The 20,552-nt window shown below is 70.1% G+C and carries 19 protein-coding genes; 12 read left to right on the forward strand and 7 right to left on the reverse strand.

The window, feature by feature from the left end:
* Positions 1–19 precede the first annotated feature (19 nt).
* Complete coding sequence (locus ABEA43_RS08185; protein WP_345560010.1) at positions 20–1,216, forward strand: lytic transglycosylase domain-containing protein; 1,197 nt, start codon at positions 20–22, stop codon at positions 1,214–1,216.
* Positions 1,217–1,321: 105 nt separating this feature from the next.
* On the opposite strand, the gene ABEA43_RS08190 is transcribed toward ABEA43_RS08185, so the two are convergent.
* The gene (locus ABEA43_RS08190) at positions 1,322–2,248 is read right to left on the reverse strand and encodes a ferrochelatase (RefSeq protein ID WP_345560011.1); all 927 of its coding nucleotides are present in this window, start codon (positions 2,246–2,248) and stop codon (positions 1,322–1,324) included.
* Positions 2,249–2,259: 11 nt separating this feature from the next.
* On the opposite strand from ABEA43_RS08190, the gene ABEA43_RS08195 reads away from it, so the two are divergent.
* On the forward strand, positions 2,260–4,281 hold the full coding sequence (locus ABEA43_RS08195; RefSeq protein WP_345560012.1) for a S9 family peptidase: 2,022 nt from the start codon (positions 2,260–2,262) through the stop codon (positions 4,279–4,281).
* The gene (locus tag ABEA43_RS08200; protein WP_345560013.1) at positions 4,281–5,069 is read left to right on the forward strand and encodes an inositol monophosphatase family protein; all 789 of its coding nucleotides are present in this window, start codon (positions 4,281–4,283) and stop codon (positions 5,067–5,069) included. Before ABEA43_RS08195 ends, ABEA43_RS08200 begins: the two co-directional genes overlap by 1 nt.
* A 49-nt stretch (positions 5,070–5,118) precedes the next feature.
* On the opposite strand, the gene ABEA43_RS08205 is transcribed toward ABEA43_RS08200, so the two are convergent.
* Positions 5,119–5,283 (reverse strand): hypothetical protein, encoded by a 165-nt coding sequence (locus tag ABEA43_RS08205; RefSeq protein ID WP_165974805.1) that lies wholly within the window; start codon positions 5,281–5,283, stop codon positions 5,119–5,121.
* Between the two features lie 233 nt (positions 5,284–5,516).
* Here ABEA43_RS08205 and ABEA43_RS08210 point away from each other — a divergent pair, with 233 nt between their 5' ends.
* The 4 genes from ABEA43_RS08210 (at position 5,517) to ABEA43_RS08225 (ending at position 8,924) form a co-directional block, all read left to right on the forward strand.
* The gene (locus ABEA43_RS08210) at positions 5,517–6,170 is read left to right on the forward strand and encodes a response regulator transcription factor (protein ID WP_345560014.1); all 654 of its coding nucleotides are present in this window, start codon (positions 5,517–5,519) and stop codon (positions 6,168–6,170) included.
* Between the two features lie 38 nt (positions 6,171–6,208).
* Positions 6,209–7,477 (forward strand): sensor histidine kinase, encoded by a 1,269-nt coding sequence (locus ABEA43_RS08215; protein WP_345560015.1) that lies wholly within the window; start codon positions 6,209–6,211, stop codon positions 7,475–7,477.
* A gap of 310 nt (positions 7,478–7,787) precedes the next feature.
* Entirely contained in the window at positions 7,788–8,087 is a 300-nt protein-coding gene (locus ABEA43_RS08220) for a DUF4193 domain-containing protein (protein WP_090929286.1), read from the forward strand.
* A gap of 15 nt (positions 8,088–8,102) precedes the next feature.
* The gene (locus ABEA43_RS08225; protein WP_345560016.1) at positions 8,103–8,924 is read left to right on the forward strand and encodes a hypothetical protein; all 822 of its coding nucleotides are present in this window, start codon (positions 8,103–8,105) and stop codon (positions 8,922–8,924) included.
* A 21-nt stretch (positions 8,925–8,945) separates the two neighbouring features.
* On the opposite strand, the gene ABEA43_RS08230 is transcribed toward ABEA43_RS08225, so the two are convergent.
* From ABEA43_RS08230 to paaI, 3 genes are read right to left on the reverse strand one after another with little or no spacing between them, the layout of a single operon-like run.
* Positions 8,946–9,554 (reverse strand): TetR/AcrR family transcriptional regulator, encoded by a 609-nt coding sequence (locus ABEA43_RS08230; protein ID WP_345560017.1) that lies wholly within the window; start codon positions 9,552–9,554, stop codon positions 8,946–8,948.
* A gap of 4 nt (positions 9,555–9,558) precedes the next feature.
* Positions 9,559–10,863: a phenylacetate--CoA ligase PaaK gene (paaK, locus tag ABEA43_RS08235; RefSeq protein ID WP_345560018.1), complete on the reverse strand. Its 1,305-nt coding sequence runs from the start codon at positions 10,861–10,863 to the stop codon at positions 9,559–9,561.
* Between the two features lie 21 nt (positions 10,864–10,884).
* Complete coding sequence (gene paaI, locus ABEA43_RS08240; protein ID WP_345560783.1) at positions 10,885–11,322, reverse strand: hydroxyphenylacetyl-CoA thioesterase PaaI; 438 nt, start codon at positions 11,320–11,322, stop codon at positions 10,885–10,887.
* 97 nt (positions 11,323–11,419) lie between these two features.
* Here paaI and paaN point away from each other — a divergent pair, with 97 nt between their 5' ends.
* The 4 genes from paaN to ABEA43_RS08260 all read left to right on the forward strand — a co-directional run bounded on the left by paaN (position 11,420) and on the right by ABEA43_RS08260 (position 17,175).
* Positions 11,420–13,066: a phenylacetic acid degradation protein PaaN gene (gene paaN / locus ABEA43_RS08245; protein WP_345560019.1), complete on the forward strand. Its 1,647-nt coding sequence runs from the start codon at positions 11,420–11,422 to the stop codon at positions 13,064–13,066.
* 164 nt (positions 13,067–13,230) lie between these two features.
* On the forward strand, positions 13,231–14,178 hold the full coding sequence (locus tag ABEA43_RS08250) for an MBL fold metallo-hydrolase (protein ID WP_345560020.1): 948 nt from the start codon (positions 13,231–13,233) through the stop codon (positions 14,176–14,178).
* Positions 14,175–15,725, forward strand: coding sequence for an FAD-dependent monooxygenase (locus tag ABEA43_RS08255; protein ID WP_345560021.1), 1,551 nt, complete (start codon positions 14,175–14,177; stop codon positions 15,723–15,725). The genes ABEA43_RS08250 and ABEA43_RS08255 overlap by 4 nt, the downstream gene beginning before the upstream one ends.
* Before the next feature lie 16 nt (positions 15,726–15,741).
* Positions 15,742–17,175 carry an alpha,alpha-trehalose-phosphate synthase (UDP-forming) gene (locus tag ABEA43_RS08260; protein ID WP_345560022.1) on the forward strand — a complete coding sequence of 478 codons (1,434 nt, stop codon included), beginning with the start codon at positions 15,742–15,744 and terminating at the stop codon, positions 17,173–17,175.
* Here ABEA43_RS08260 and ABEA43_RS08265 read toward each other — a convergent pair.
* Positions 17,108–17,392 (reverse strand): DUF4235 domain-containing protein, encoded by a 285-nt coding sequence (locus tag ABEA43_RS08265; RefSeq protein ID WP_345560023.1) that lies wholly within the window; start codon positions 17,390–17,392, stop codon positions 17,108–17,110. The genes ABEA43_RS08260 and ABEA43_RS08265 overlap by 68 nt on opposite strands.
* 108 nt (positions 17,393–17,500) lie before the next feature.
* Between ABEA43_RS08265 and valS the strand changes: the two genes are divergently transcribed.
* Positions 17,501–19,978 carry a valine--tRNA ligase gene (gene valS / locus ABEA43_RS08270; RefSeq protein WP_345560024.1) on the forward strand — a complete coding sequence of 826 codons (2,478 nt, stop codon included), beginning with the start codon at positions 17,501–17,503 and terminating at the stop codon, positions 19,976–19,978.
* A 30-nt stretch (positions 19,979–20,008) separates the two neighbouring features.
* On the opposite strand, the gene ABEA43_RS08275 is transcribed toward valS, so the two are convergent.
* Positions 20,009–20,527, reverse strand: coding sequence for an ArsR/SmtB family transcription factor (locus tag ABEA43_RS08275; protein ID WP_345560025.1), 519 nt, complete (start codon positions 20,525–20,527; stop codon positions 20,009–20,011).
* Positions 20,528–20,552: the final 25 nt, after the last annotated feature.

The raw sequence follows: 20,552 nt of genomic DNA on the forward strand, positions 1-20,552 counted from the left end.
GTGGGTTAACGTGTCCCGAGTGTCCGGTCTTCCCTCACTCCGCGCGGTCATGCTCATGGTCATCGCCGTGCTCGCGGTCACCGTCGCGGCCGGCGGCCTCGTCGTGATCCTGGACGGTGACGTGCTGAAATCCGCTCAGGAGCCCGTACGCAAGCAGCCGAGACCGACGGAGAGCCGGCCCGCTCCCCGGCTCGACCAGATGGTGCCCACGGCCGAACCGGTCAAGGATTTCGGTCAGGGCGGCCCTGGGATCACCTCCACCCCGCCGCGCGTGCTGGCGATCACCCCGTCCGCCGTGCCGAAGCGGACGAGGTTCGCGCTCGGCGAGCTGACGCATGTGCAGAAGGTGATCGTGGTGGACGCGGGCGCGGTCAAGGTGTCGGGCACCGCACTCAACCTGCTGGCCGTCGACCCGGCCGCCTTCCGCTCCTGGACGCCGCAGCCCGTTGCCGACCAGCCCGCCGTCTGGAGCGCGCTGGCCAGGGGCGAGCTGGTGGCCGACACGAGCGCGATGCGCAAGTTCGGGATGATCCTGGGCGCGATGTACCAGGTGGACGGCGGGCCCAGGCTGCGCGCCGCGGCGTCGGCCGGTCTCGGGCTCAAGGGCGTGGACGGGCTGGTGAGCGCGGACATGGGCAAGAAGCTCGGGTTCGCGCCCGAGGTGGCGGTGCTGCTGCACGGCAAGTCCGGCAAGATCAGCGAGTCGGCGGTGCGCAAGGCGCTCGGGAAGGGCGCGCAGGTGGTCATGCTCGACGCGGCCGCCCGCACCGCGAAGACGCAGCAGGGGGCTCAGCAGGAGGGGCAGCAGAAGCAGGGGCAGCAGGTCAGCGTGGGGCGGCCGGGCAGCTACCTGGAGCTCTACAAGGCCTCGGCCACCCGCTGTCCCGGGCTTTCATGGACGGTGCTGGCGGCGATCGGGCAGGTGGAGAGCTCGCACGGGCGCAACAACGGCCCGTCGAGCGCGGGCGCTCTGGGGCCGATGCAGTTCATGCCCGCCACCTGGAAGCACTACGGGGTGGACGGCGACGGTGACGGCAAGAGCGACATCTGGAGCCCGTACGACGCCGTGCCCGGCGCGGCCAACTACCTGTGCGCCAACGGCGCGGGCAAGGGCGGCGAGAAGCTGCGCAAGGCGATCTGGTTCTACAACCACTCGTGGGACTACGTGAACAAGGTCATGGGCATCGCCGCCGCCTACGCCCGCACCTACGCCTAGACGCGAGGGAGTGCCGTCGTCTGGAGGAGCGGCGGGAGCGCAGCGACCAGAGCGGGGGAAGACGGCGGCGTTGGGCGACCGAGCCCGCCTCACGGAGTGAGGCCATTAGACACAGCAGGTCAGTGGGCAAGGGACGGGCTGGGGCTCATCCATCAGTTCGCGCACCATCCCCACGAAACGGGGATGCGTGCCCGCGGTCGCCGCCCGCTCCATCGGCAGCCCCAGCTCGCCGGCCACCTGCCTGGCCTCGGTGTCGAGGTCGTAGACGACCTCCATGTGGTCGGAGACGAATCCGATCGGCACCAGCACGACGGAGCCGGCGTCCGTCTTGCGCAGGAAGTCGCAGACGTCGGGCTCCAGCCACGGCACCTGCGGCGGCCCGCTGCGCGACTGCCACACCAGGTCCCACGGCTCGGTGCGGCCGAGCGCCTGGTTGACCAGCTCGGCGCTCCTGCGTAGCTGTGCCTCGTACAGGCCGCCGCCCGGACCGGCCTTCTCGGCCATGGAGACGGGGATGCTGTGGGCGGTGAACACCAGCCTGGCGTCGTCGCGGCCGAGCCGCTCCAGCGCCGCCCGCGTGTGGTCGGCCATCGCGGTCACGAACCCGGGGTGGTCCCCGAAATGCCGCATCTTGACCAGCTCAGGGCCGCCGTCGATGGAGATGCGCTTGATGTCCTCGTAGTACTGGCGGCAGCTGGAGTAGCCGGCGAACGCCGACGTGGCGAAGACGGCCGCCTTCCTGATCCCGTCGGCCTTCATCTGCCGCACGGTGTCCTCGCCGAACGGGTGCCAGTTTCGGTTGCCCCAATAGACCGGCACGCCGGCGACCGGGCGCAGCGCCTCGACCAGCGCGCGGTTCTGGCCGTTGATCGGGCTGACGCCGCCGAACCCCTGATAGTGCTCGGCCACCTGGAGCAGCCGCTCGCGGGGCACGCCGCGCCCGCGTACGACGTTTTCCAGGAAGGGCAGCACGTCGTCGGGACCTTCGGGCCCCCCGAACGACAGGACCAGCAAGGCGTCGTAAATTCCCACGTGACAACCTTATGCCGGGCTCTCCACGGTCCTTCCCGCGCGGTAGGTTCGATCGAGTGAGCGCATTCAACGACATACGTGACTATGTGGCCATTCCCCGGGTTCTCTCGCTACGACTCTCGCCTGACGGCTCCAAGCTGGTCTCGGCCGTCCAGTCCCTCAATCCCGACGGCAAGTCGTTCGGCACCGCGCTCTGGGCGATCCCGGTCGACGGCGAGCCCTACCGGCTGACGCGCTCGGCCAAGGGCGAGTCTCCCGCGGTCTTCACCGCCGGGGGAGACGTGCTGTTCACCTCCGCCCGCCCCGACCCCACCGTCAAGGACTCCACGGACGAGGTGCCCGCGCTCTGGCTGCTGCCCCGCGCGGGCGGCGAGGCCCGCCAGGTGGCCACCCGCCCCGGCGGCGTCGGCGCCGTGCGCACGGCCGGTGACGTCGTCGTGTTCGCCGCCGACGTGCTCGACGGCGAGGAGGCGGCGGAAGCGGACAAGCGCAAGGCGCGCAAGGACGCGGGCATCAGCGCGATCCTGCACGAGGGCTACCCGGTCCGCTACTGGGACCACGACCTCGGGCCAGGCCGGCCGCGGCTGTTCGCCGCCCGGCTGGGCGCCGACCGCCTGGAGGACGTGCGCGACCTGACCCCGGACGCCGGCGAGGCGCTGGAGGACGCCGCGTTCGAGCTCACCCCCGACGGCGCCACCGTGGTCAGCACCTGGCGCACCGCCCTGGAGAAGGGCGAGTCGCGTACCGACCTGGTCACCATCGACGTCGCCACCGGCGAGCGGCGGGTGCTGCTCACCCAGGACCGCCACGACTTCGGCGGCCCGCTGGCCGTCTCTCCCGACGGCACGAAGATCGCCTGCTCCCGCGAGCGGTTCACCGGGCTGGAGGTCTCGGCGCGCAGCGAGCTGTGGATCGCCGACCTGGCCACCGGCGAGGGCCGTGCGTACGGGCCCGACCTGTTCCCCGCGGGCGTCGAATGGGCGCCGGACTCCTCGGCCGTCTACCTCGTGGCCGACTACCAGGGCCGCCGCCCGATCTTCCGCGTGCCGCTGGACGGGGAGCACAGCAGGCTCACCCAGGACGACGCCGCGTACGCCGGGCTCAGCGCGTCGGCCGACGGCCGTTTCGTCTACGCCCTGCGCAGCGGCGTCCACCTCGCGCACGGCCCGGCCAGGATCGACGTCGCCACCGGCGAGATCACCGACCTGCCCTCGCCCGCGCCGCGCCCCGAGGTGCCCGGCACGCTGACCGAGATCTCCGCCACCGCCGACGACGGCGTCACGATCCGCGGCTGGCTCGTGCTGCCCGAGGGCGCATCGGCCGACGCCCCGGCGCCGTTCCTGCTGTGGATCCACGGCGGTCCCGTCGCCTCGTGGAACGACTGGCAGTGGCGCTGGCAGGCGTGGATCATGGCCCAGCACGGGTACGCCGTCCTGATGCCCGACCCGTGCCTGTCCACCGGCTACGGCCAGGAGATGATCGACCGCGGCTGGGGCAACTGGGGTCCGCGCACCCAGGCCGACCTCGACGCGATCGTGGACGTGGCGCTGGCCAGGGACGACATCGACGCCGGGCGCATCGGCGCCATGGGCGGCTCGTACGGCGGCTACATGGCCAACTGGCTGGCCGGCCACAGCGACCGCTACAAGGCCATCGTCACCCACGCCTCGCTGTGGAACCTCGACCAGTTCGCCGGCACCACCGACGCGTCCATGTACTGGCAGCGGGAGTTCGGCGAGCCCGGCTCCGAGCGCTACGACCTGCTGTCACCGCACCGCTCACTGGACAAGATCACCACGCCGATGCTCGTCATCCACGGTGACAAGGACTACCGCGTGCCGATCGGCGAGGGCCTGCGCCTGTGGTGGGACCTGCGCCGTACCGAGGTGGAGTCGAAGTTCCTGTACTTCCCCGACGAGAACCACTGGATACTCAAGCCGGGCAACGCCGTCGCCTGGTACGAGACCGTGCTCGCCTTCCTCGCCCAGCACGTGCTCGGGCAGGAGTGGAAGCGTCCGGACTCGGTGGCGTGATGACGGACTTCCTGCAGCTGGCCGAGGACATCGCCCGAGAGGCGGGGCACATGCTCCTCGCCAAGCGGCCCACGATGTCCGAGGAGGTCGAGACCAAGTCCAGCCCCACCGACGTGGTCACGGCGCTGGACAAGGCGTCGGAGGAGCTCATCCGCGAGCGGATCCTCGCCGCCAGGCCCGATGACCGCATCCTCGGCGAGGAGGGCGGCGAGGAGCCCGGCGAGTCCGACGTGCGCTGGGTCGTGGACCCGATCGACGGCACCGTCAACTTCCTGTACGGCCTGCCGGACTGGGCGGTGTCGATAGCCGTCGAGGTCGGCGGCCAGGCCGTGGCCGGCGTGGTCAACGTGCCGGCGCGCGGCGAGGTCTACACGGCCTCGCTCGGCGGGGGCGCGTGGCTGGGCGCCGAGCGGCTGCGCTGCAACACCGGGGTCCCGCTCTCGCAGGCCCTGGTCGCCACCGGGTTCGGCTACTCGGCGGCCAGGCGCGTCGTCCAGGGCCAGGTGGTGGCCGAGGTGCTGCCGCGCGTGCGCGACATCCGGCGCGGCGGCTCGTGCGCCATCGACATCTGCTCGCTGGCGGCGGGCCGCGTGGACGCGTACTACGAGCGAGGCGTCAACCAGTGGGACTTCGCCGCCGCCGGGCTGGTGGCGACGGAGTCGGGCGCCACGCTGGGCGGGCTGCGCGGCAAGCAGGTCAGCCCGGAGTTCGCGCTGTGCGCCGCGCCCGGGCTATTCGGGGAGCTGCACGACCTGCTGGTCACGCTGGACGCCGACCGTCAGCCCTGAGGCAGATGAGTGAAACGGCCGGAGCCAGGGGCTCCGGCCGTTTCATGAGCTAGCGGGGCAACGGGATGCCGTGATCGTCTGCCAGCCTGCGCAGATCTTCGATCTCGGCGGTGAGTGTGTCGGCGAGGTAGTCGTCGCCGACGCTACGGGCCTCCCGAAGGCCCTTATAAGCCTGGTCGAGGCGGTGTTCGATCGTGGTCGTGAACTCGCCCATCTCACCTACTCTCTAGGGGTTCGATCCGTGTGGGGGCGAAGTCTCCCCATTGCCGTTTGATATCCGGGCAATGGGTGTCCCGCAGGCATACCCCGGCTTGTCGCCTTCCGAAACATGAATTTCGCGAGGCTTCCCCTCACCGGTGGGTCACCAACGCCTGAACATGGCTTACCGTGCGCTTATCGAGCCCGTGGGCAGAATGAGGGCCCAGAATAGGAAGAGGTGTTCCAAGCGTGCGAGTGCTGGTGGTAGAGGATGAGCGGGTGCTCGCCGACGCGATCGCGACCGGCCTGCGCCGTGAGGCCATGGCGGTCGACGTCGCCTACGACGGCGGCGGCGCCCTGGAGCGGACCTCCTACATCGACTACGACGTGATCGTGCTGGACCGTGACCTGCCGGTCGTGCACGGCGACGAGGTGTGCCGGCGGCTGGTGGAGCAGCGGACCGCCTCCCGGATCCTGATGCTGACCGCCTCGGGCGACGTGGACGACAAGGTGGAGGGGCTCGGCCTGGGGGCCGACGACTATCTGGCCAAGCCGTTCGTGTTCATCGAGCTGGTCGCCAGGGTGCGCGCGCTCGGCCGCCGCTCCGCCCCCGCGCTGCCGCCCGTGCTGGAGCGGGGCGGGATCCGCCTCGACCCGGGCAAGCGGCTGGTGGAGCGCGACGGCAGGGAGGTCGTGCTGACCAAGAAGGAGTTCGCGGTCCTGGAGGAGCTGATGCGCGCCGAGGGCGCCGTGGTCAGCCAGGAGGACCTGCTGGACAAGGCATGGGACGAGAACATCGACCCGTTCACGAACGTGGTCCGCGTGACCATGATGACGCTGCGTAAGAAGCTGGGCGAGCCTCAGGTGATCGAGACTGTGCCCGGGGTTGGGTACAAATTGTGACCGATAGGCCAGAGCGCGAAGCGGGACCGACGCATCCGATGATCAGCCCGCATTCGGCCAGGACGACGACGCGCGTGCAGGAGGCCCCGCCGCCCAGCGGGCCGCCCGTGTGGGACGGCCCGCCGCCGCCGCCGTCGCGCGTGCCGGTCGCGCGCACCACCATGGAGCGTGTGAAGGAGCTCCCGGGCAAGGTCAGCATCCGATGGCGGCTGACGCTCACCTACGGCGCGCTCGTCTTCGTGGCCGCGGCCGTGCTGCTGTTCTCGGTCTACGCCATCGTCGGCAGGGCCATCGGCGAGGCCTGGCCCAGCATCGACCTGGGGCTGGGCCCGGTTCAGAACGCGCAGTTGCAGTCGTCGTGGCGCCAGTTCCAGCAGCAGGCGATCGCCAACGCCAGGGACGCGCTGTTCGGCAGCTCCTTCCTGGCGCTGCTGGGAGTGGGCATCCTGGCGCTCATCATCGGCTATTTCGTGGCCGACCGGGCGCTCAAGCCCGTGGCGCAGATGACCGGCACGGCGCGCAAGCTGTCGGAGAGCACGCTGGCCCACCAGCGCATCGCCCTCGAAGGCCCCAACGACGAGCTGAAGGAGCTGGCCGACACCTTCGACGCCATGCTCGCCCGCCTCAACGTGGCCTTCGACACCCAGCGCCGATTCGTGGCCAACGCCTCCCACGAATTGCGCACTCCTCTCACGATTAACCGGACGGTGCTGGAGATCGCCCTGTCCGATCCCGAGGCGTCCGGGGACCTCAAAGCGCTCGGGCGTACCCTCCTCGAAGTCAACGCCCGTAACGAGAAGCTCATCGAGGGGCTGCTGCTGCTCGCGAGGAGCGAGCGCGAACTCGCCGTGCGCAAACCGCTGGACGTTCAGGAAGTGGCCCAGACGGCCGTGGAACAGGTCGCGCCGTTCGCCCAGGAACACGGCGTAACCGTAACGACCGAACTGGTCAGCGCGCCTACCATAGGCGATCCGGTGCTCCTGGAGCGCTCCGTGAGCAACCTGCTGGAGAACGCGGTCAAGTACAACATTCCCGAAAACGGAAAAGTATGGATCCGAACGGGAATGGCGGACGGTGCCTTGGTTGTTCAGGTGGCCAACACGGGGCAGCACGTCCCGGCGTACGAGGTGAACAGCCTGTTCGAGCCGTTCAGGAGGCTCCATGCGGACCGTGTGGAATCGGCCAAGGGGGCGGGGCTCGGGCTGTCCATCGTCCGTGCGGTGGTCCAGGCACATGGCGGAAATGTGGCCGCTGTGCCGCGTGATGGTGGAGGACTTGTCGTGACCATTCAGCTCCCGAGACGCTGACCCGCGATGTCTCTCCCGCACCTCCGTCCGCGTGTTGATGTGGTGGGGGCGTCTCGTTCTCGCCGCACATGTGGTTGGATGTGCCGTCGAACACGGTGGTGCATGCCGCCAAGGCTGTGGGTTTCGCCATATTTGGCTAACCATTGCCAACGGCAGCAGGCCCTGACGTGTTGGGAGGTTCGTGGCGTGTTCCTGCGGGGTACCGATGGGAAATCTCCCCGACGGAACGGGCACAAGATGGGCCTCCCGGACGTTAGAAGACGCGCGATGAGCGCGAAGACATATAGATGAGGGGGATGGAGTAAGCACAATGGCTACCGACTACGACAGCCCGCGCAAGACAGACGACGACCTGGGGGAGGACAGCCTTCAGGAACTCCAGGCGCGGCGCACTGACAAGTCGTCCGGCAGCATCGACATCGACGAGACCGATCTGGCGGAGTCGCTCGAGCTTCCTGGTGCCGACCTGTCGAACGAAGAGCTGTCCCTGCGGGTGATCCCTCGTCAGGCGGACGAGTTCACCTGTTCGCGTTGCTTCCTCGTGCACCACCGCAGCCAGCTGGCCTCCGAGAGGAACGGCCAGCAGGTCTGCAGGGAGTGCGCCGCCTAACAGAGGAGGCATCGCGTGGCCGTACCGGAGAAAGATCATCAACCGGGCAGTGAGGTCGCCGACCCCGACAAGGAGGTCGGCGAGCTCGTCGGCAAGCTCACCGCACCCGGTGAGCTGGAGCCGGCCGAGCGGCGCAGGCTGCTCGGCCGACTAGCCCGATCCCTGGCCGAAGGGGCGAAGAAGGCGCGCGTGACCGGCGTGGGCCGGGGACGCTGGCTGGCTGACGTCTTCCTCAACATCGCGCCACGCATCCCGATCAGGGACCTGCACACCCTCTCCGAGCATCATCACGGCCTGACCGGCGAGGAACTGGCCGATGATCTGGTGCGCACCGCCCAGAAGGCGACGATGACCGTCGGCGCCATCGGCGGAGCGCTCGCGGCGGCCGAGTTCGCCGCACCACCCCTCCTCCTCTCCGCCCCCGCGCAGCTCGTGGCCGAGACCATCGTGGTCGCCGCCATCGAGGTCAAGCTGCTGGCCGAGCTGCACGAGGTCTACGGCGTACGCGTCCAGGGCAGCGGCACCCAGCGTGCGGTCGCCTTCACGGCCGCCTGGGCCAAACAGCGCGGCATCGATCCGCTCGCACCCGCCTCCGTCACGCTCGCACTCGGCGCGGCCACCAAGACGGCCCTCCGCAACCGGTTGATGCGCACGCTCGGCCGCCACCTGACGACGTTCGGCCCGTTCCTGACCGGCGCGGTCGCGGGCGGCGCGCTCAACAGGATGGCGACCAAGAAACTCGGCCAGGCCATCCGCGAGGACCTGCGCGGCAAGCTCCCGCCCGGCCCGAGGCGCGAGGAGGTCGAGCCCGGCACGAACGGCGAACTCGAAGCCTGAGAGCGGCCCGCTTCTCCCCGGCTACGCGGCCGGCCGGCCGCGCAGCCCGTCGAACGTCATCTTCAGCAGCGCGTCGGCCAGATCCTCCGCCGAGGCGCCGCGTGCGGGCTGGTACCACTCCGTGATCGAGTTCACCGTGCCGAAGAGCAGCCGCGTCACCAGCGCCGGGTCCACGTCGGGCCGGATGCTCCCATCCGCCGCCGCCTCCTTGACCAGGTGGCTGACGAACCTGTCGAACTCCCGCCGCCGCCCCAGCGCCGCCTGCTCGGTCGCGCTGTTGCCGCGCACCCGGAGCAGCAGCGTCACGTAGGGGAGCCGGTCGATGAGGATCCTGACGCTCTGCCGTACGACCCATTCCAGCCGCTCGATCGCGGTGCCCGAGGCGGCCCGCTCGTCGGCGACCATCGCGAACAACCCGTCGAGCGCCCGGTCGAGCGCCCTGGCGAGGAGCTGCTCCTTGCCGGGAACGTGGTAGTAGATGGCGGACTTGGTGACGCCGAGTGCCCTGGCCAGGTCCTCCATGCTCGTCCCGTCATAGCCGCGCTCGTTGAACACGCCCACGGCGATGGACAGCACGGACTCGGGGTCATGCCCGCGTCTGCGGTGCCTGGTGGGGGTTGGCGGGGCCATAATGCTAATTATCCCTGGTTATCCGCTTGTCGATGACGCGTCTGAGCTTGCCGACCGAGCGTTCCAGCGTCTCCGGATCCACCACCTCGACCTCCACGCTCACGCCCACGGTGTCCTTGACCGCCTTGCGCAGCGCCGCGCCGGCCTCTGCCCGGCTCTCGAAACCGGGCCGGACCTCGACCTTGACGGTCATCACGTCCAGCCGGTCGGGGCGGGTCAGATGGAGCTGGAAGTGCGGCGACAGGCCCGCCGTGCGCAGCACGACCTCCTCGATCTGGGTCGGGAAGACGTTCACGCCGCGCAGGATGATCATGTCGTCGGTCCGGCCGGTCACCTTCACCATGCGGCGGAACGCCGGCCTGGCGGTCCCCGGCAGCAATCTGGTCAGGTCGCGGGTGCGGTAACGGATGACCGGCATGGCCTCCTTGGTGAGGCTCGTGAAGACCAGCTCGCCCTCGCCGGCCGGTTCGCCGGTGAACGGATCGACCGTCTCCGGATAGAAGTGGTCCTCCCAGACGTGCAGCCCGTCCTTGCTCTCGACGCACTCGTTCGCCACGCCGGGGCCCATCACCTCCGACAGGCCGTAGATGTCGACGGCGTGCAGGTCGAAGCGGTCCTCGATCTCCGTGCGCATCCGCTCGGTCCAGGGCTCGGCGCCGAAGATCCCGATCCTGACCGACGACTCCCGCGGGTCCAGGCCCTGCGACTCGAACTCGTCCAGCAGGGCCAGCATGTACGACGGCGTGACCATGACGATGTCGGGCCGGAAGTCCGTGATGAGCTGCACCTGCCTGGGCGTCATGCCGCCGGAGACCGGGACGACCGTGCAGCCCAGCCGCTCGGCGCCGTAGTGGGCCCCGAGTCCGCCGGTGAACAGCCCGTATCCGTAGGCCACGTGCACCATGTCGCCGGGCCGCCCGCCGGAGGCGCGGATCGAGCGCGCCATGACCTCCGCCCAGACGTCCAGGTCCTTCCTGGTGTAGCCGACCACGGTCGGCTTGCCGGTGGTGCCGCTGGAGGCGTGGATCCTGGCGACCCGCTCGCGCGGCACGGCGAACATGCCGAACGGGTAGTTGTCGCGCAGGTCCTGCTTGGTGGTGAAGGGGAAGCGGGCGAGGTCGCCCAGTTCTTTGCAGTCGCTCGGATGGATGCCGACGCTATCGAACTTTTCCCGATATAGCGGGACATTTGCGTATGCGTGGCTGAGTGTCCATTGCAGTCGTTCGAGCTGGAGCTTCATGAGCTCGTCGCGGGACACCCGTTCGATCGGGTCGAGCTCGTCCGGCGCGGGGGGATCGCCGAGTCTCATCAGCCGTTCACCGCTCCCGTCTCAGTGGTCTGCCGTCGGATTCCTGTCGTGCTGCCTGTCGTGCTGCCGATCGTGCTGCCCGTCTGGCCCGGCGTTCAGCTGCCTGCTGCGGCCGCGGAACTCCGCGACCACCTGGCCGTCGGGCCTGCGTACCGTGACGTCGTAGATGCCGCTGCGGCCGTAGACAGTCCTTTCTGCCGCCTCGGCCACCAGAATGTCACCTTCGCGCGCGGGCGCGACGAAGGTGATCTCCGCGCCCGCCGCGACCGTCACGGGGCCGTACGTGTTGCACGCGCAGGCGAAGGCCGTGTCGGCGAGCAGGAACACGTAACCGCCGTGGCACAGGGTGTGACCGTTGACCATCTGCCCGGACACCGTCATGCGGCACACCGCCCGGCCCTCGCCCAGCTCCGTCAGCTCGATGCCCAGGGCGGCGGAGGCGGTGTCGGCGTCCATCATGCGACGCGCGCTCTCCAACGCAGGTCTCCTTGTCAACTGACCGAATGTTCGGTAAACACTTCACGACTGGCCGTTCCCTGTCAAGAGGGTGGACAACATGTTCGAGCAGCACCGCGAGACCCTGGAGAAAGCCCTTTCCGCGATCGCCGGCCGCGGATATTGGAGCGCCTATCCGGAGTCGCCGAGCCCGCGCGTCTATGGCGAGGGGGCGGCCGAGCGGGGCAAGGAGGCGTTCGAGTCCTATCTCGGGAAGCCGTTCCCGCTCGAACAACCGGGCACCGGGTCCTGGATCGGCGGCGAGCGCTCGCCGTACGGGATCGAACTCGGCGTCACCTATCCGCAGCCGCTGGCCGAGGACCTGATCAGCGCCGCGAAGGCGGCGATGCCCGCCTGGCGGGACGCGGGCCCGGAGGCGCGGGCGCTGGCCTGCGTCGAGATCGTCAACCGGATCAACCGGCGGAGCTTCGAGCTGGCCTGCGCCGTCCAGCACACCACCGGCCAGGCGTTCGTGATGGCCTTCCAGGCGGGCGGGCCGCACGCGCAGGACCGCGCGCTCGAAGCCATCGCCTGCGGCTACGCCGCCATGACCGCCTCGGCCGCCACCGCCCGCTGGGAGAAGCCGGCCAAGGGCGAGCCGCTGGTCATGGACAAGCGCTTCACGGTCGTCCCGAGGGGCGTCGCGCTGGTGATCGGCTGCAACACGTTCCCGACCTGGAACGCCTACCCGGGGCTGTTCGCCTCGCTCGTCACCGGCAACCCGGTGATCGTCAAGCCCCATCCGCGCGCCGTGCTGCCGCTGGCGATCACCGTGCGGATCGCTCGCGAGGTGCTCGCCGAGGCCGGGTTCGACCCCGCGCTCGTCTCCCTGGCCGTCGAGGAGGGCCAGGGGCTGGCCAAGGACCTGGCCACCCACCCCGCCATCCGCATCGTGGACTTCACCGGCTCGACGGAGTTCGGCGACTGGCTGGAGCAGAACGCCACCCAGGCGCTCGTCCACACCGAGAAGGCCGGGGTCAACACGATCGTCGTCGACTCCACCGGCTCCTGGCGCGGCATGCTGGGCAACCTGGCGTTCTCGCTGTCGCTCTACAGCGGCCAGATGTGCACCGCGCCCCAGAACATCCTCGTCCCCGCCGGCGGCATCGAGACGGACGAGGGGCACAAGAGCTTCGACGAGGTCGTCGCGGGCCTGGCCGCCGCGGTCGGCAAGCTGCTCGGCGACGACGCCCGCGCGGTGGAGCTGACCGGCGCCATCGTCAGCTCCGACGTCCTGGCGCGGGTGGAGGCGGCGCCCGCGCTCGGCGAGGTGGTGCTGGAGTCGCGTGCGCTCAAGCATCCGTCCTTCCCGGACGCGGTGGTCAGGACCCCGGTGATCGTACGCGTGGACGCGGCGAAGGACGGCGTCTACGGTGAGGAGCACTTCGGCCCCATCTCCTTCGTCATCCCCACGGGCTCGACCGAGGAGAGCCTCGACGTGCTGCGCCGTACGATCAGGGCCCGCGGCGCGCTCACCGCCGCCGTCTACTCGACCTCCGACGCCGTGCTCGGCCAGGCCGAGCGGGCGGCCGTCGACGCGGGCGTGAACCTGTCCTGCAACCTGACCGGCGGCGTCTTCGTCAACCAGTCGGCCGCGTTCAGCGACTACCACGGCACCGGCGCGAACCCGGCGGCCACGGCCTCGCTGACCGATCCCGGCTACGTCGCGGGCCGCTTCCACATGGTCCAGTCGAGGCGTCCGGGCTGAGACTCAACTATTAGGCACCCAGGAGGGCCTGCGGCGCCCCACGGCTGCTCTGGAGGCTCTGTGGCCGTACACGGGGGAGTCGTGGGTATGTCGTGGATTGTCAGAGTCATCCGGTCGCGCCCGGGGCGCGACCGGACTTCGACGCCTGAGCGGGAGGAGGAGCGATGGCCAGACCGTTCGCCTCGTCGGCGGATCTCGGCGAGAAGAAGCAGTCCCTGGAGGTGCTGGCCGAGGGCGTCTACGCGCTCACGGCGGAAGGCGACCCGAACATCGGCGCGATCGAGGGCGAGGACTTCCTCGTCTGCTTCGAGGCCCTGGCGACGCCCGTGGCCGCCCGCGAGTGGCTGGCCAGGCTGCGCGAGCACACGGACAAGCCGATCAGGTACCTGGTGCTGTCGCACTACCACGCGGTCAGGGTGCTGGGCGCGTCGGCGTTCGGCGCGGACGTGATCGTCACCCACGACAAGACCCGCGAGCTGATCGCCGAGCGTGGCAAGGAGGACTGGGCCAGCGAGTACGCCAGGATGCCGCGCCTGTTCAAGGAGCCCGCGTCCATCCCGGGCCTGACCTGGCCGACGGCGACGTTCAGCGACCGGTTCACCATCGATCTGGGCGGCGACCGCGGTGACCTGGTGCTGGCGTACTGCGGCAGGGGGCACACCGAGGGCGACCTGGTGGCGTGGCTGCCCAAGGAGCGGGTGATGTTCGCGGGGGACCTGGTCGAGTCCCAGGCCGCCCTCTACACCGGCGACGCCTTCCACCGGGACTGGTCGTCGGGCACGCTCGGCGAGGTGGCCTCGTTCGGGGCCCGTACGCTGGTCGGCGGCAGGGGAGCGGTGGCGCGCGGTGAGCGCGAGGTGGCCGCGGCCATCGCCCAGACCCGCGACTTCCTGGCCGTGATGCTGCGCGAGACCGGCGCCGCGAGCACGCTGCGCGAGGCGTTCGAGCGCACCCACGAGGCACTGGAGCCGCGGTACGGCTCCTGGCCGATCTTCGAGCACTGCCTGCCGTTCAACGTCTCCAGGCTCTGGGACGAGTTGCACGGCGTCGAGCGGCCGCGCGTCTGGACCGCGGAGCGCGACCGCGAGGTATGGGACCAGCTCCAGTCATGAAGCCGGTGGTGGAGACGGGGGCGCAGGTCATCGTCATCGGCGCGGGACCGGTCGGGCAGAGCGCCGCGCTGCTGCTGGCCCGCTGGGGCATCCAGGTGCTGGTGCTCGACCGGCGGCCGGGGCGGGAGCCGATCGGGTCGAAGTCCATCTGCCAGCAGCGCGACGTGCTCGACATCTGGGCCGCCGCGGGCGCGGGCCGGGTGGCGGAGGAGGGGCTGGCCTGGACCACCGCCCGCACCTACTACCGCGACACCGAGCTGTTCTCCTGGACGTTCGATCGCGAGGGGCCGCTGCCGCCGTGCGTGAACATCTCGCAGACCCGCACCGAGCAGATCCTCGACGACGTCATCGCCGCGCAGCCGCTCGTCGAGGTCCGCTGGGACCACGAGGTCACCGGCCTGACGCAGGACGAGTCGGGGGTGACGCTCCGGTGCGGCCAGCGGCTGCTGCGCGCCCCCTACGTGGTGGTCTGCGCGGGCGCCAGGGCCGAGGTGATACGCAGCTCGCTGGGCGTCACGTTCGGCGGCGAGACGTTCGCCGACCAGTTCCTGATCTGCGACGTCAAGGCCGACCTGCCCGGCTGGGAGAACGAGCGCCGCTTCTATTTCGACCCCGTGTGGAACCCCGGCCGCCAGGTGCTGATCCACCCGTGCCCGGGGGGCACGTTCAGGATCGACTGGCAGATCGCACCGGACTACATCCCAACAGATATCGATATTTCGCGAAAAATCAGGCAAATCCTGGGCGACGAGCCTTACGAGCTGCTCTGGCGGAGCACGTACCGCTTCCACTCCCGCATCGCCTCCCGCATGCGCGTGGGCCGGGTCCTGCTGGCCGGGGACTGCGCCCACCTGGTGGCCCCGTTCGGGGCGCGCGGGCTCAACTCGGGCGTGCCCGACGCCGAGAACGCGGCGTGGAAGCTGGCCTTCGCGCTCAACGGCTGGGCCGGCGACGGCCTGCTGGAGAGCTACCACGCCGAGCGGCACGCGGCCGCCGTGGAGAACATGGAGATCACCGCCGCGACCATGCGGTTCATCGCGCCGAGGACCGTGGAGGAGCGCGTGCGCCGGCGCGCGGCGCTGACGGGCGGCCTGGCCGCGGAGGTGGACTCGGGCCGCTTCGCCGAGCCCTTCTGGTACGTGGACTCGCCGCTCACCACGCCCGAGCCCGGACGCCCGTTCCGGGGCCGGCCGCCCAAGGGGGCGCTGTGCGAGCCCGCTCCCGGAGTGATCCTGCCCGACCTGCCGGTGCCCGGAGGAAGACTGCGCTCGATCTGCCGTGACGGATTCCTCGTTCTATTGGGCGATATGTGCGATTCGCGTTTGTTTGCGCAGGTCCTGGGCAAGGTCATTACGGCACCGCTCGCCGTACGCGGGCTCGCGGAGATGGAAGGGACCGGCTCGCTCGCTGAGAAGCTCGGCGCAGGGCCGGACGAGGCATGGCTCATCAGGCCCGATGCCCATATCGCCGCGATCATCCCCCATGCGGGGCCCGAGTCGGTGACGGCTGCCGTGAGCCGCGCACTAGGCGGCTCTCCTGACATTTGACCAATAGGAGGACTGCGTGACTGGCCGTAGCTCGTTTCTGATCGTCGCGAACCGGTTGCCGGTGGACCGCACGATCGAGCCTGACGGAGCGGCCTCGTGGCGCAGGAGTCCTGGCGGGCTCGTCACGGCGATAGCGCCGGTGATGAAGCGGCGCCACGGAGCCTGGGCCGGGTGGCACGGAGCGCCGGATGAGAAGCTGGAGCCGTTCGAGCAGGACGGCATGAACCTCATCCCCGTCCCGTTGTCGGCGAACGAGGTCGAGCTCTACTACGAGGGCTTCTCCAACGCCACGCTGTGGCCGCTCTACCACGACGTGGTGGCGCCGCCGGTGTTCGACAGGGAGATGTGGGAGACCTACCGGGCGGTCAACGAGCGCTTCGCCACCGCCGCCGCCGACGCCGCCGAGAAGGGCGCGGTCGTCTGGGTGCAGGACTACCAGCTCCAGCTCGTGCCGGCCATGCTCCGCAAGCTCCGGCCCGACCTGCGGATCGGGTTCTTCCTGCACATCCCGTTCCCGCCGACGGAGCTGTTCTGGCGGCTGCCGTGGCGCAAGGAGCTGGTCGAGGGGCTGCTCGGGGCCGATCTGGTGGGCTTCCAGCTGCCCGGGGGCGCCTCGAACTTCCGCAGGCTGTGCCGGCGGCTGCTCGGGCTGCCGTACAAGGGGAACGAGATCTTCCTCGACGACCGGGTGGTGACCACGCAGGCGTTCCCGATCTCGGTGGACTTCTCCCAGCTCGACTCGCTCGTGCGCGAGCCGCACATCATGGCGCGGGCCAAGGAGATCAGGGTGGAGCTGGGCGACCCCGAGCACGTGCTGCTCGGCGTCGACAGGCTCGACTACACCAAGGGCATCGGGCAGCGGCTCGAGGCGTTCGGGGAGCTGCTCAAGGACGGGCGGCTGCGGCCGAACGAGGCCGTGTTCGTGCAGATCGCCACGCCGAGCAGGGAACGGGTGGAGGAGTACAAGAGGCTGCGCGACGACATCGAGCTGCAGGTCGGCCGGATCAACGGCGAGCACGCGCAGCTCGGCTACCAGCCGATCCACTATTTCCACCAGTCCTACGACCACCAGGAGCTGGCCGCGCTCTATCTCGCCGCCGACGTCATGATCGTGACGCCGCTGCGCGACGGGATGAATCTGGTGGCCAAGGAGTACGTCGCCTGTCACCACGACCTGCACGGCGCGCTCGTGCTCAGCGAGTTCGCGGGGGCGGCCGACGAGCTGCGGCAGGCGTATCTGGTCAATCCGTACGACGTGGAGGACGTCAAGCGGCAGATGCTGGCGGCGATGCGGGCCACGCCGCACGAGCTGGCCCGGCGGATGCGCACCATGCGCCGCCGGGTGGCCACCTACGACGTGGACCGCTGGGCGAACGAGTTTCTCAGTGCCCTGGAGTCACCTGCTTCACCGTCTTCCACGCGTCGTAGCGCTTCTTGGCGGTCCGGTTGACCACGATCTGTGCCACCGACATGCCGACGCCCATGACGACGGCGTAGCCGATCGCCTCGCCCATGCTGACCTCGGGTGAGTCCGTGTCGATCGGCGGCTCCTTGCCGGTCGTCTTCGTCCAGACGAACCCGAGGATCTTCCGCGCGCCCCACGCGGTCACCAATCCCACCAAACCGCCGATGACTCGCCAGGCGATATCGGGCTTGTCCTCCGCCATGCCGCTCTCCCTTCCCCTTTGTAACGAACACTAGTCTCTACCGCTTGCCGGGCCTGCGAAGCCGTACCATATGGAGGCATGACTCAACAGCGACTAGGCCATGCCTCCATGCCGGAAAAGCCGACCCTCGACGGCTTGGAGCAGGTATGGGTAGCTCGCTGGGAGACCGAGGGCACCTACCGGTTCGACCGGTCCAAGCCCCGCGAGCAGGTCTACGCGATCGACACGCCGCCGCCGACCGTGTCCGGCTCGCTGCACGTCGGTCACGTCTTCTCCTTCACCCACACCGACATCATGGCCCGCTATCAGCGGATGATCGGCAAGTCGGTGTTCTACCCCATCGGCTGGGACGACAACGGCCTGCCGACGGAGCGGCGCGTCCAGAACGTCTACGGTGTGCGCTGCGATCCGTCGCTGCCCTATGACCCCGGCTTCGTTCCACCGGAGAAGCCCGGCAAACGTGAGATCTCCATCTCCCGGCGCAACTTCGTGGAGCTGTGCCACCAGCTGACCGCCGTCGACGAGCAGGCGTTCGAGGAGGTCTGGCGGCGGGTCGGTCTGTCCGTGGACTGGTCGCTGCTCTACACCACGATCAGCGACGAGTCGCGGGCGGTGTCGCAGCGGGCGTTCCTGCGCAACCTGGCGCGCGGTGAGGCGTACCTCGCCGAGGCGCCGACCCTGTGGGACGTCAGCTTCCGCACGGCCGTCGCCCAGGCCGAGCTGGAGGACCGGGAGTGGCCCGGCGCCTTCCACCGGATCTCCTTCTACGGCGAGCAGGGACCGGTCTGGATCGAGACGACCAGGCCCGAGCTGATCCCGGCGTGCGTGGCGCTGGTCGCGCACCCCGACGACGAGCGCTACCAGCCGCTGTTCGGCACGTCGGTGCTGACGCCGCTGTTCGGGGTCGAGGTGCCGGTGCTGGCGCACCGCCTGGCCGAGCCGGACAAGGGCTCGGGCATCGCGATGATCTGCACGTTCGGCGACATCACCGACGTGACCTGGTGGCGGGAGCTGCACCTGCCGACCCGGCCGGTCATCGGCTGGGACGGGCGGCTGCTGCCCGAGGCGCCCGAGGGCGTGGACGCGGAGCCGTACAAGGAGCTGGCGGGCAAGACCGTGCACAGCGCGCGGGAGCGGATCGTGGAGCTGCTGCGCGAGTCCGGCGACCTCGACGGCGATCCGCGCCCGGTCCAGCGGACGGTGAAGTTCTACGAGCGCGGCGACAAGCCGCTGGAGATCGTCACCACCCGCCAGTGGTACATCCGCAACGGCGGGCGCGACGAGGCCCTGCGTGAGCGGCTGCTGGGGCACGGGCGCGAGCTGGTGTGGCATCCGCCGCACATGCGGGTGCGCTACGACAACTGGGTCGAAGGGCTCACCAGCGACTGGCTGATCTCGCGCCAGCGCTTCTTCGGCGTGCCCTTCCCGGTGTGGTATCCGGTCGACGAGTCGGGACAGCTCGTCCACGACGCGCCGATCGTGCCGCCGGAGGACCTGCTGCCGGTCGATCCGTCCTCCGACGTGCCGCCCGGCTACACCGAGGAGCAGCGCGGCGTCCCCGGCGGGTTCATGGCCGACCCCGACGTCATGGACACCTGGGCGACCTCGTCGCTGACACCGCAGATCGCGGGCCGCTGGGGGAGCGACGACGACCTCTTCCAGCGCGTCTTCCCCGCCGATCTGCGGCCGCAGGCGCACGAGATCATCCGCACCTGGCTGTTCTCGTCCGTGGTCAGGTCGCACTACGAGTTCGGCGGGCTGCCCTGGAGCGACGTCGCGATCTCCGGGTGGATCCTCGACCCCGACCGCAAGAAGATGTCCAAGTCCAAGGGCAACGTCGTCACCCCGCTCGACCTGCTGAAGCAGCACGGCTCCGACGCCGTGCGCTACTGGGCGGCCAGCGGGCGCTACGGCGTGGACACCACCTTCGACCCCGGGCAGCTCAAGATCGGGCGGCGGCTCGCGATCAAGATCCTCAACGCCTCCAAGTTCGTGCTCGGGCTGGCCGAGCCGGAGGGGGCGGTCACCGAGCCGCTGGACCTGTCGATGCTGGCGGCCCTGGCCGACGTCGTGAGCGAGGCGGGGGAGGCGTTCGCGGCCTACGACCACACCAGGGCGCTGGAGGCCGTCGAGCGCTTCTTCTGGGCCTTCTGCGACGACTACCTGGAGCTGGTCAAGGCCCGCGCGTACGAGTCCGGCGCCGGCGCCGCCTCGGCACACGCGGCCCTGCGCCAGGCGCTCGACGTGCTGCTGCGGCTGTTCGCGCCGTTCCTGCCCTTCGTGACGGAAGAGGTGTGGTCGTGGTGGCGCGAAGGCTCGGTGCACCGGGCGCCGTGGCCCGCCGTGGAGCGCGGCGCGGGGGATCCCGCGGTGCTGGCGGTGGCGTCCGAGGTGCTCGGGCAGGTGCGCAAGGCCAAGTCGGAGGCCAAGCTGTCGATGCGGGCCGAGATCTCCAGGCTCGGCGTCTCGGGGCCGGAGGCGGGGCTCGTGCGGCAGGCGCAGGACGATCTGTGCGCGGCGGGCAACGTGGAGGAGTTCGTGCTCGATGAGGGCGACGCGCTGAGGGTCGAGGTCCAGCTGGGCTGAGGCCGGGTCTGACGGGGGCAGCTGCCCCCGTCAGCTTTCGCGGCCGGTGTCGTGGTGGATGGCCAGGAACAGCGAGTACGCCTCTCCGTCCGGCGCCGGCGGCCTGCCGCGGAAGTCGTCGAACACCTCCTGCAGCCGCCGCCGCAGCTCGGCGTGCCCCTCGGCGGAGAGCCTGAGGCCGAGCCTGGTGAAGTCGCTCTGGCCGATGTCGGCGAGCCTGACCTCTTCCAGGAAGGCGCCGAGTATCGCCGCGTTGCCGCCGCTCACCCCGCTCTCCCTGACGTCCATCTCCCATGACTTCCCGGTGGCCCGGTAGGGGATCTCCGTGGAGCCGCGCGGGCCGGGGCGGCTGGGCTCGGCGATCAGGAAACCGGTCTCGACGAGCTTGCGCACGTGGTGCAGCGTGGTGGCGGGGTTCGCCCCGAGCCGGCCGGCGAGCTCCTTGTTGGTGAGCGCCTGGTCCAGGCAGAGGCGCAGGATGCGCAGGCGGGCGGAGGAGGCCAGCGCGCGGGCCTCGGCCTCGGTGGCGGGGCGGCGTTTGGTGCCCATGGTCGGTCACCCTATAGCCGGTTGA

Origin of the sequence: Nonomuraea rosea (assembly GCF_039539705.1) — a bacterium.
Taxonomy (GTDB): Bacteria; Actinomycetota; Actinomycetes; order Streptosporangiales; family Streptosporangiaceae; genus Nonomuraea; species Nonomuraea rosea.

What these genes read in the sequence shown, in the direction of transcription:
- ABEA43_RS08265 (WP_345560023.1), bottom strand. Translation starts at nt 17,392, where the DNA reads ATGGCGGAGGACAAGCCCGATATCGCCTGGCGAGTCATCGGCGGTTTG.
- ABEA43_RS08220 (WP_090929286.1), top strand. Translation starts at nt 7,788, where the DNA reads ATGGCTACCGACTACGACAGCCCGCGCAAGACAGACGACGACCTGGGG.
- ABEA43_RS08215 (WP_345560015.1), top strand. Translation starts at nt 6,209, where the DNA reads ATGATCAGCCCGCATTCGGCCAGGACGACGACGCGCGTGCAGGAGGCC.
- paaN (WP_345560019.1), top strand. Translation starts at nt 11,420, where the DNA reads ATGTTCGAGCAGCACCGCGAGACCCTGGAGAAAGCCCTTTCCGCGATC.
- ABEA43_RS08200 (WP_345560013.1), top strand. Translation starts at nt 4,281, where the DNA reads ATGACGGACTTCCTGCAGCTGGCCGAGGACATCGCCCGAGAGGCGGGG.
- paaK (WP_345560018.1), bottom strand. Translation starts at nt 10,863, where the DNA reads ATGAGACTCGGCGATCCCCCCGCGCCGGACGAGCTCGACCCGATCGAA.
- ABEA43_RS08255 (WP_345560021.1), top strand. Translation starts at nt 14,175, where the DNA reads ATGAAGCCGGTGGTGGAGACGGGGGCGCAGGTCATCGTCATCGGCGCG.
- ABEA43_RS08205 (WP_165974805.1), bottom strand. Translation starts at nt 5,283, where the DNA reads ATGGGCGAGTTCACGACCACGATCGAACACCGCCTCGACCAGGCTTAT.
- ABEA43_RS08195 (WP_345560012.1), top strand. Translation starts at nt 2,260, where the DNA reads ATGCCGGGCTCTCCACGGTCCTTCCCGCGCGGTAGGTTCGATCGAGTG.
- paaI (WP_345560783.1), bottom strand. Translation starts at nt 11,322, where the DNA reads ATGATGGACGCCGACACCGCCTCCGCCGCCCTGGGCATCGAGCTGACG.
- valS (WP_345560024.1), top strand. Translation starts at nt 17,501, where the DNA reads ATGCCGGAAAAGCCGACCCTCGACGGCTTGGAGCAGGTATGGGTAGCT.
- ABEA43_RS08250 (WP_345560020.1), top strand. Translation starts at nt 13,231, where the DNA reads ATGGCCAGACCGTTCGCCTCGTCGGCGGATCTCGGCGAGAAGAAGCAG.
- ABEA43_RS08230 (WP_345560017.1), bottom strand. Translation starts at nt 9,554, where the DNA reads ATGGCCCCGCCAACCCCCACCAGGCACCGCAGACGCGGGCATGACCCC.
- ABEA43_RS08275 (WP_345560025.1), bottom strand. Translation starts at nt 20,527, where the DNA reads ATGGGCACCAAACGCCGCCCCGCCACCGAGGCCGAGGCCCGCGCGCTG.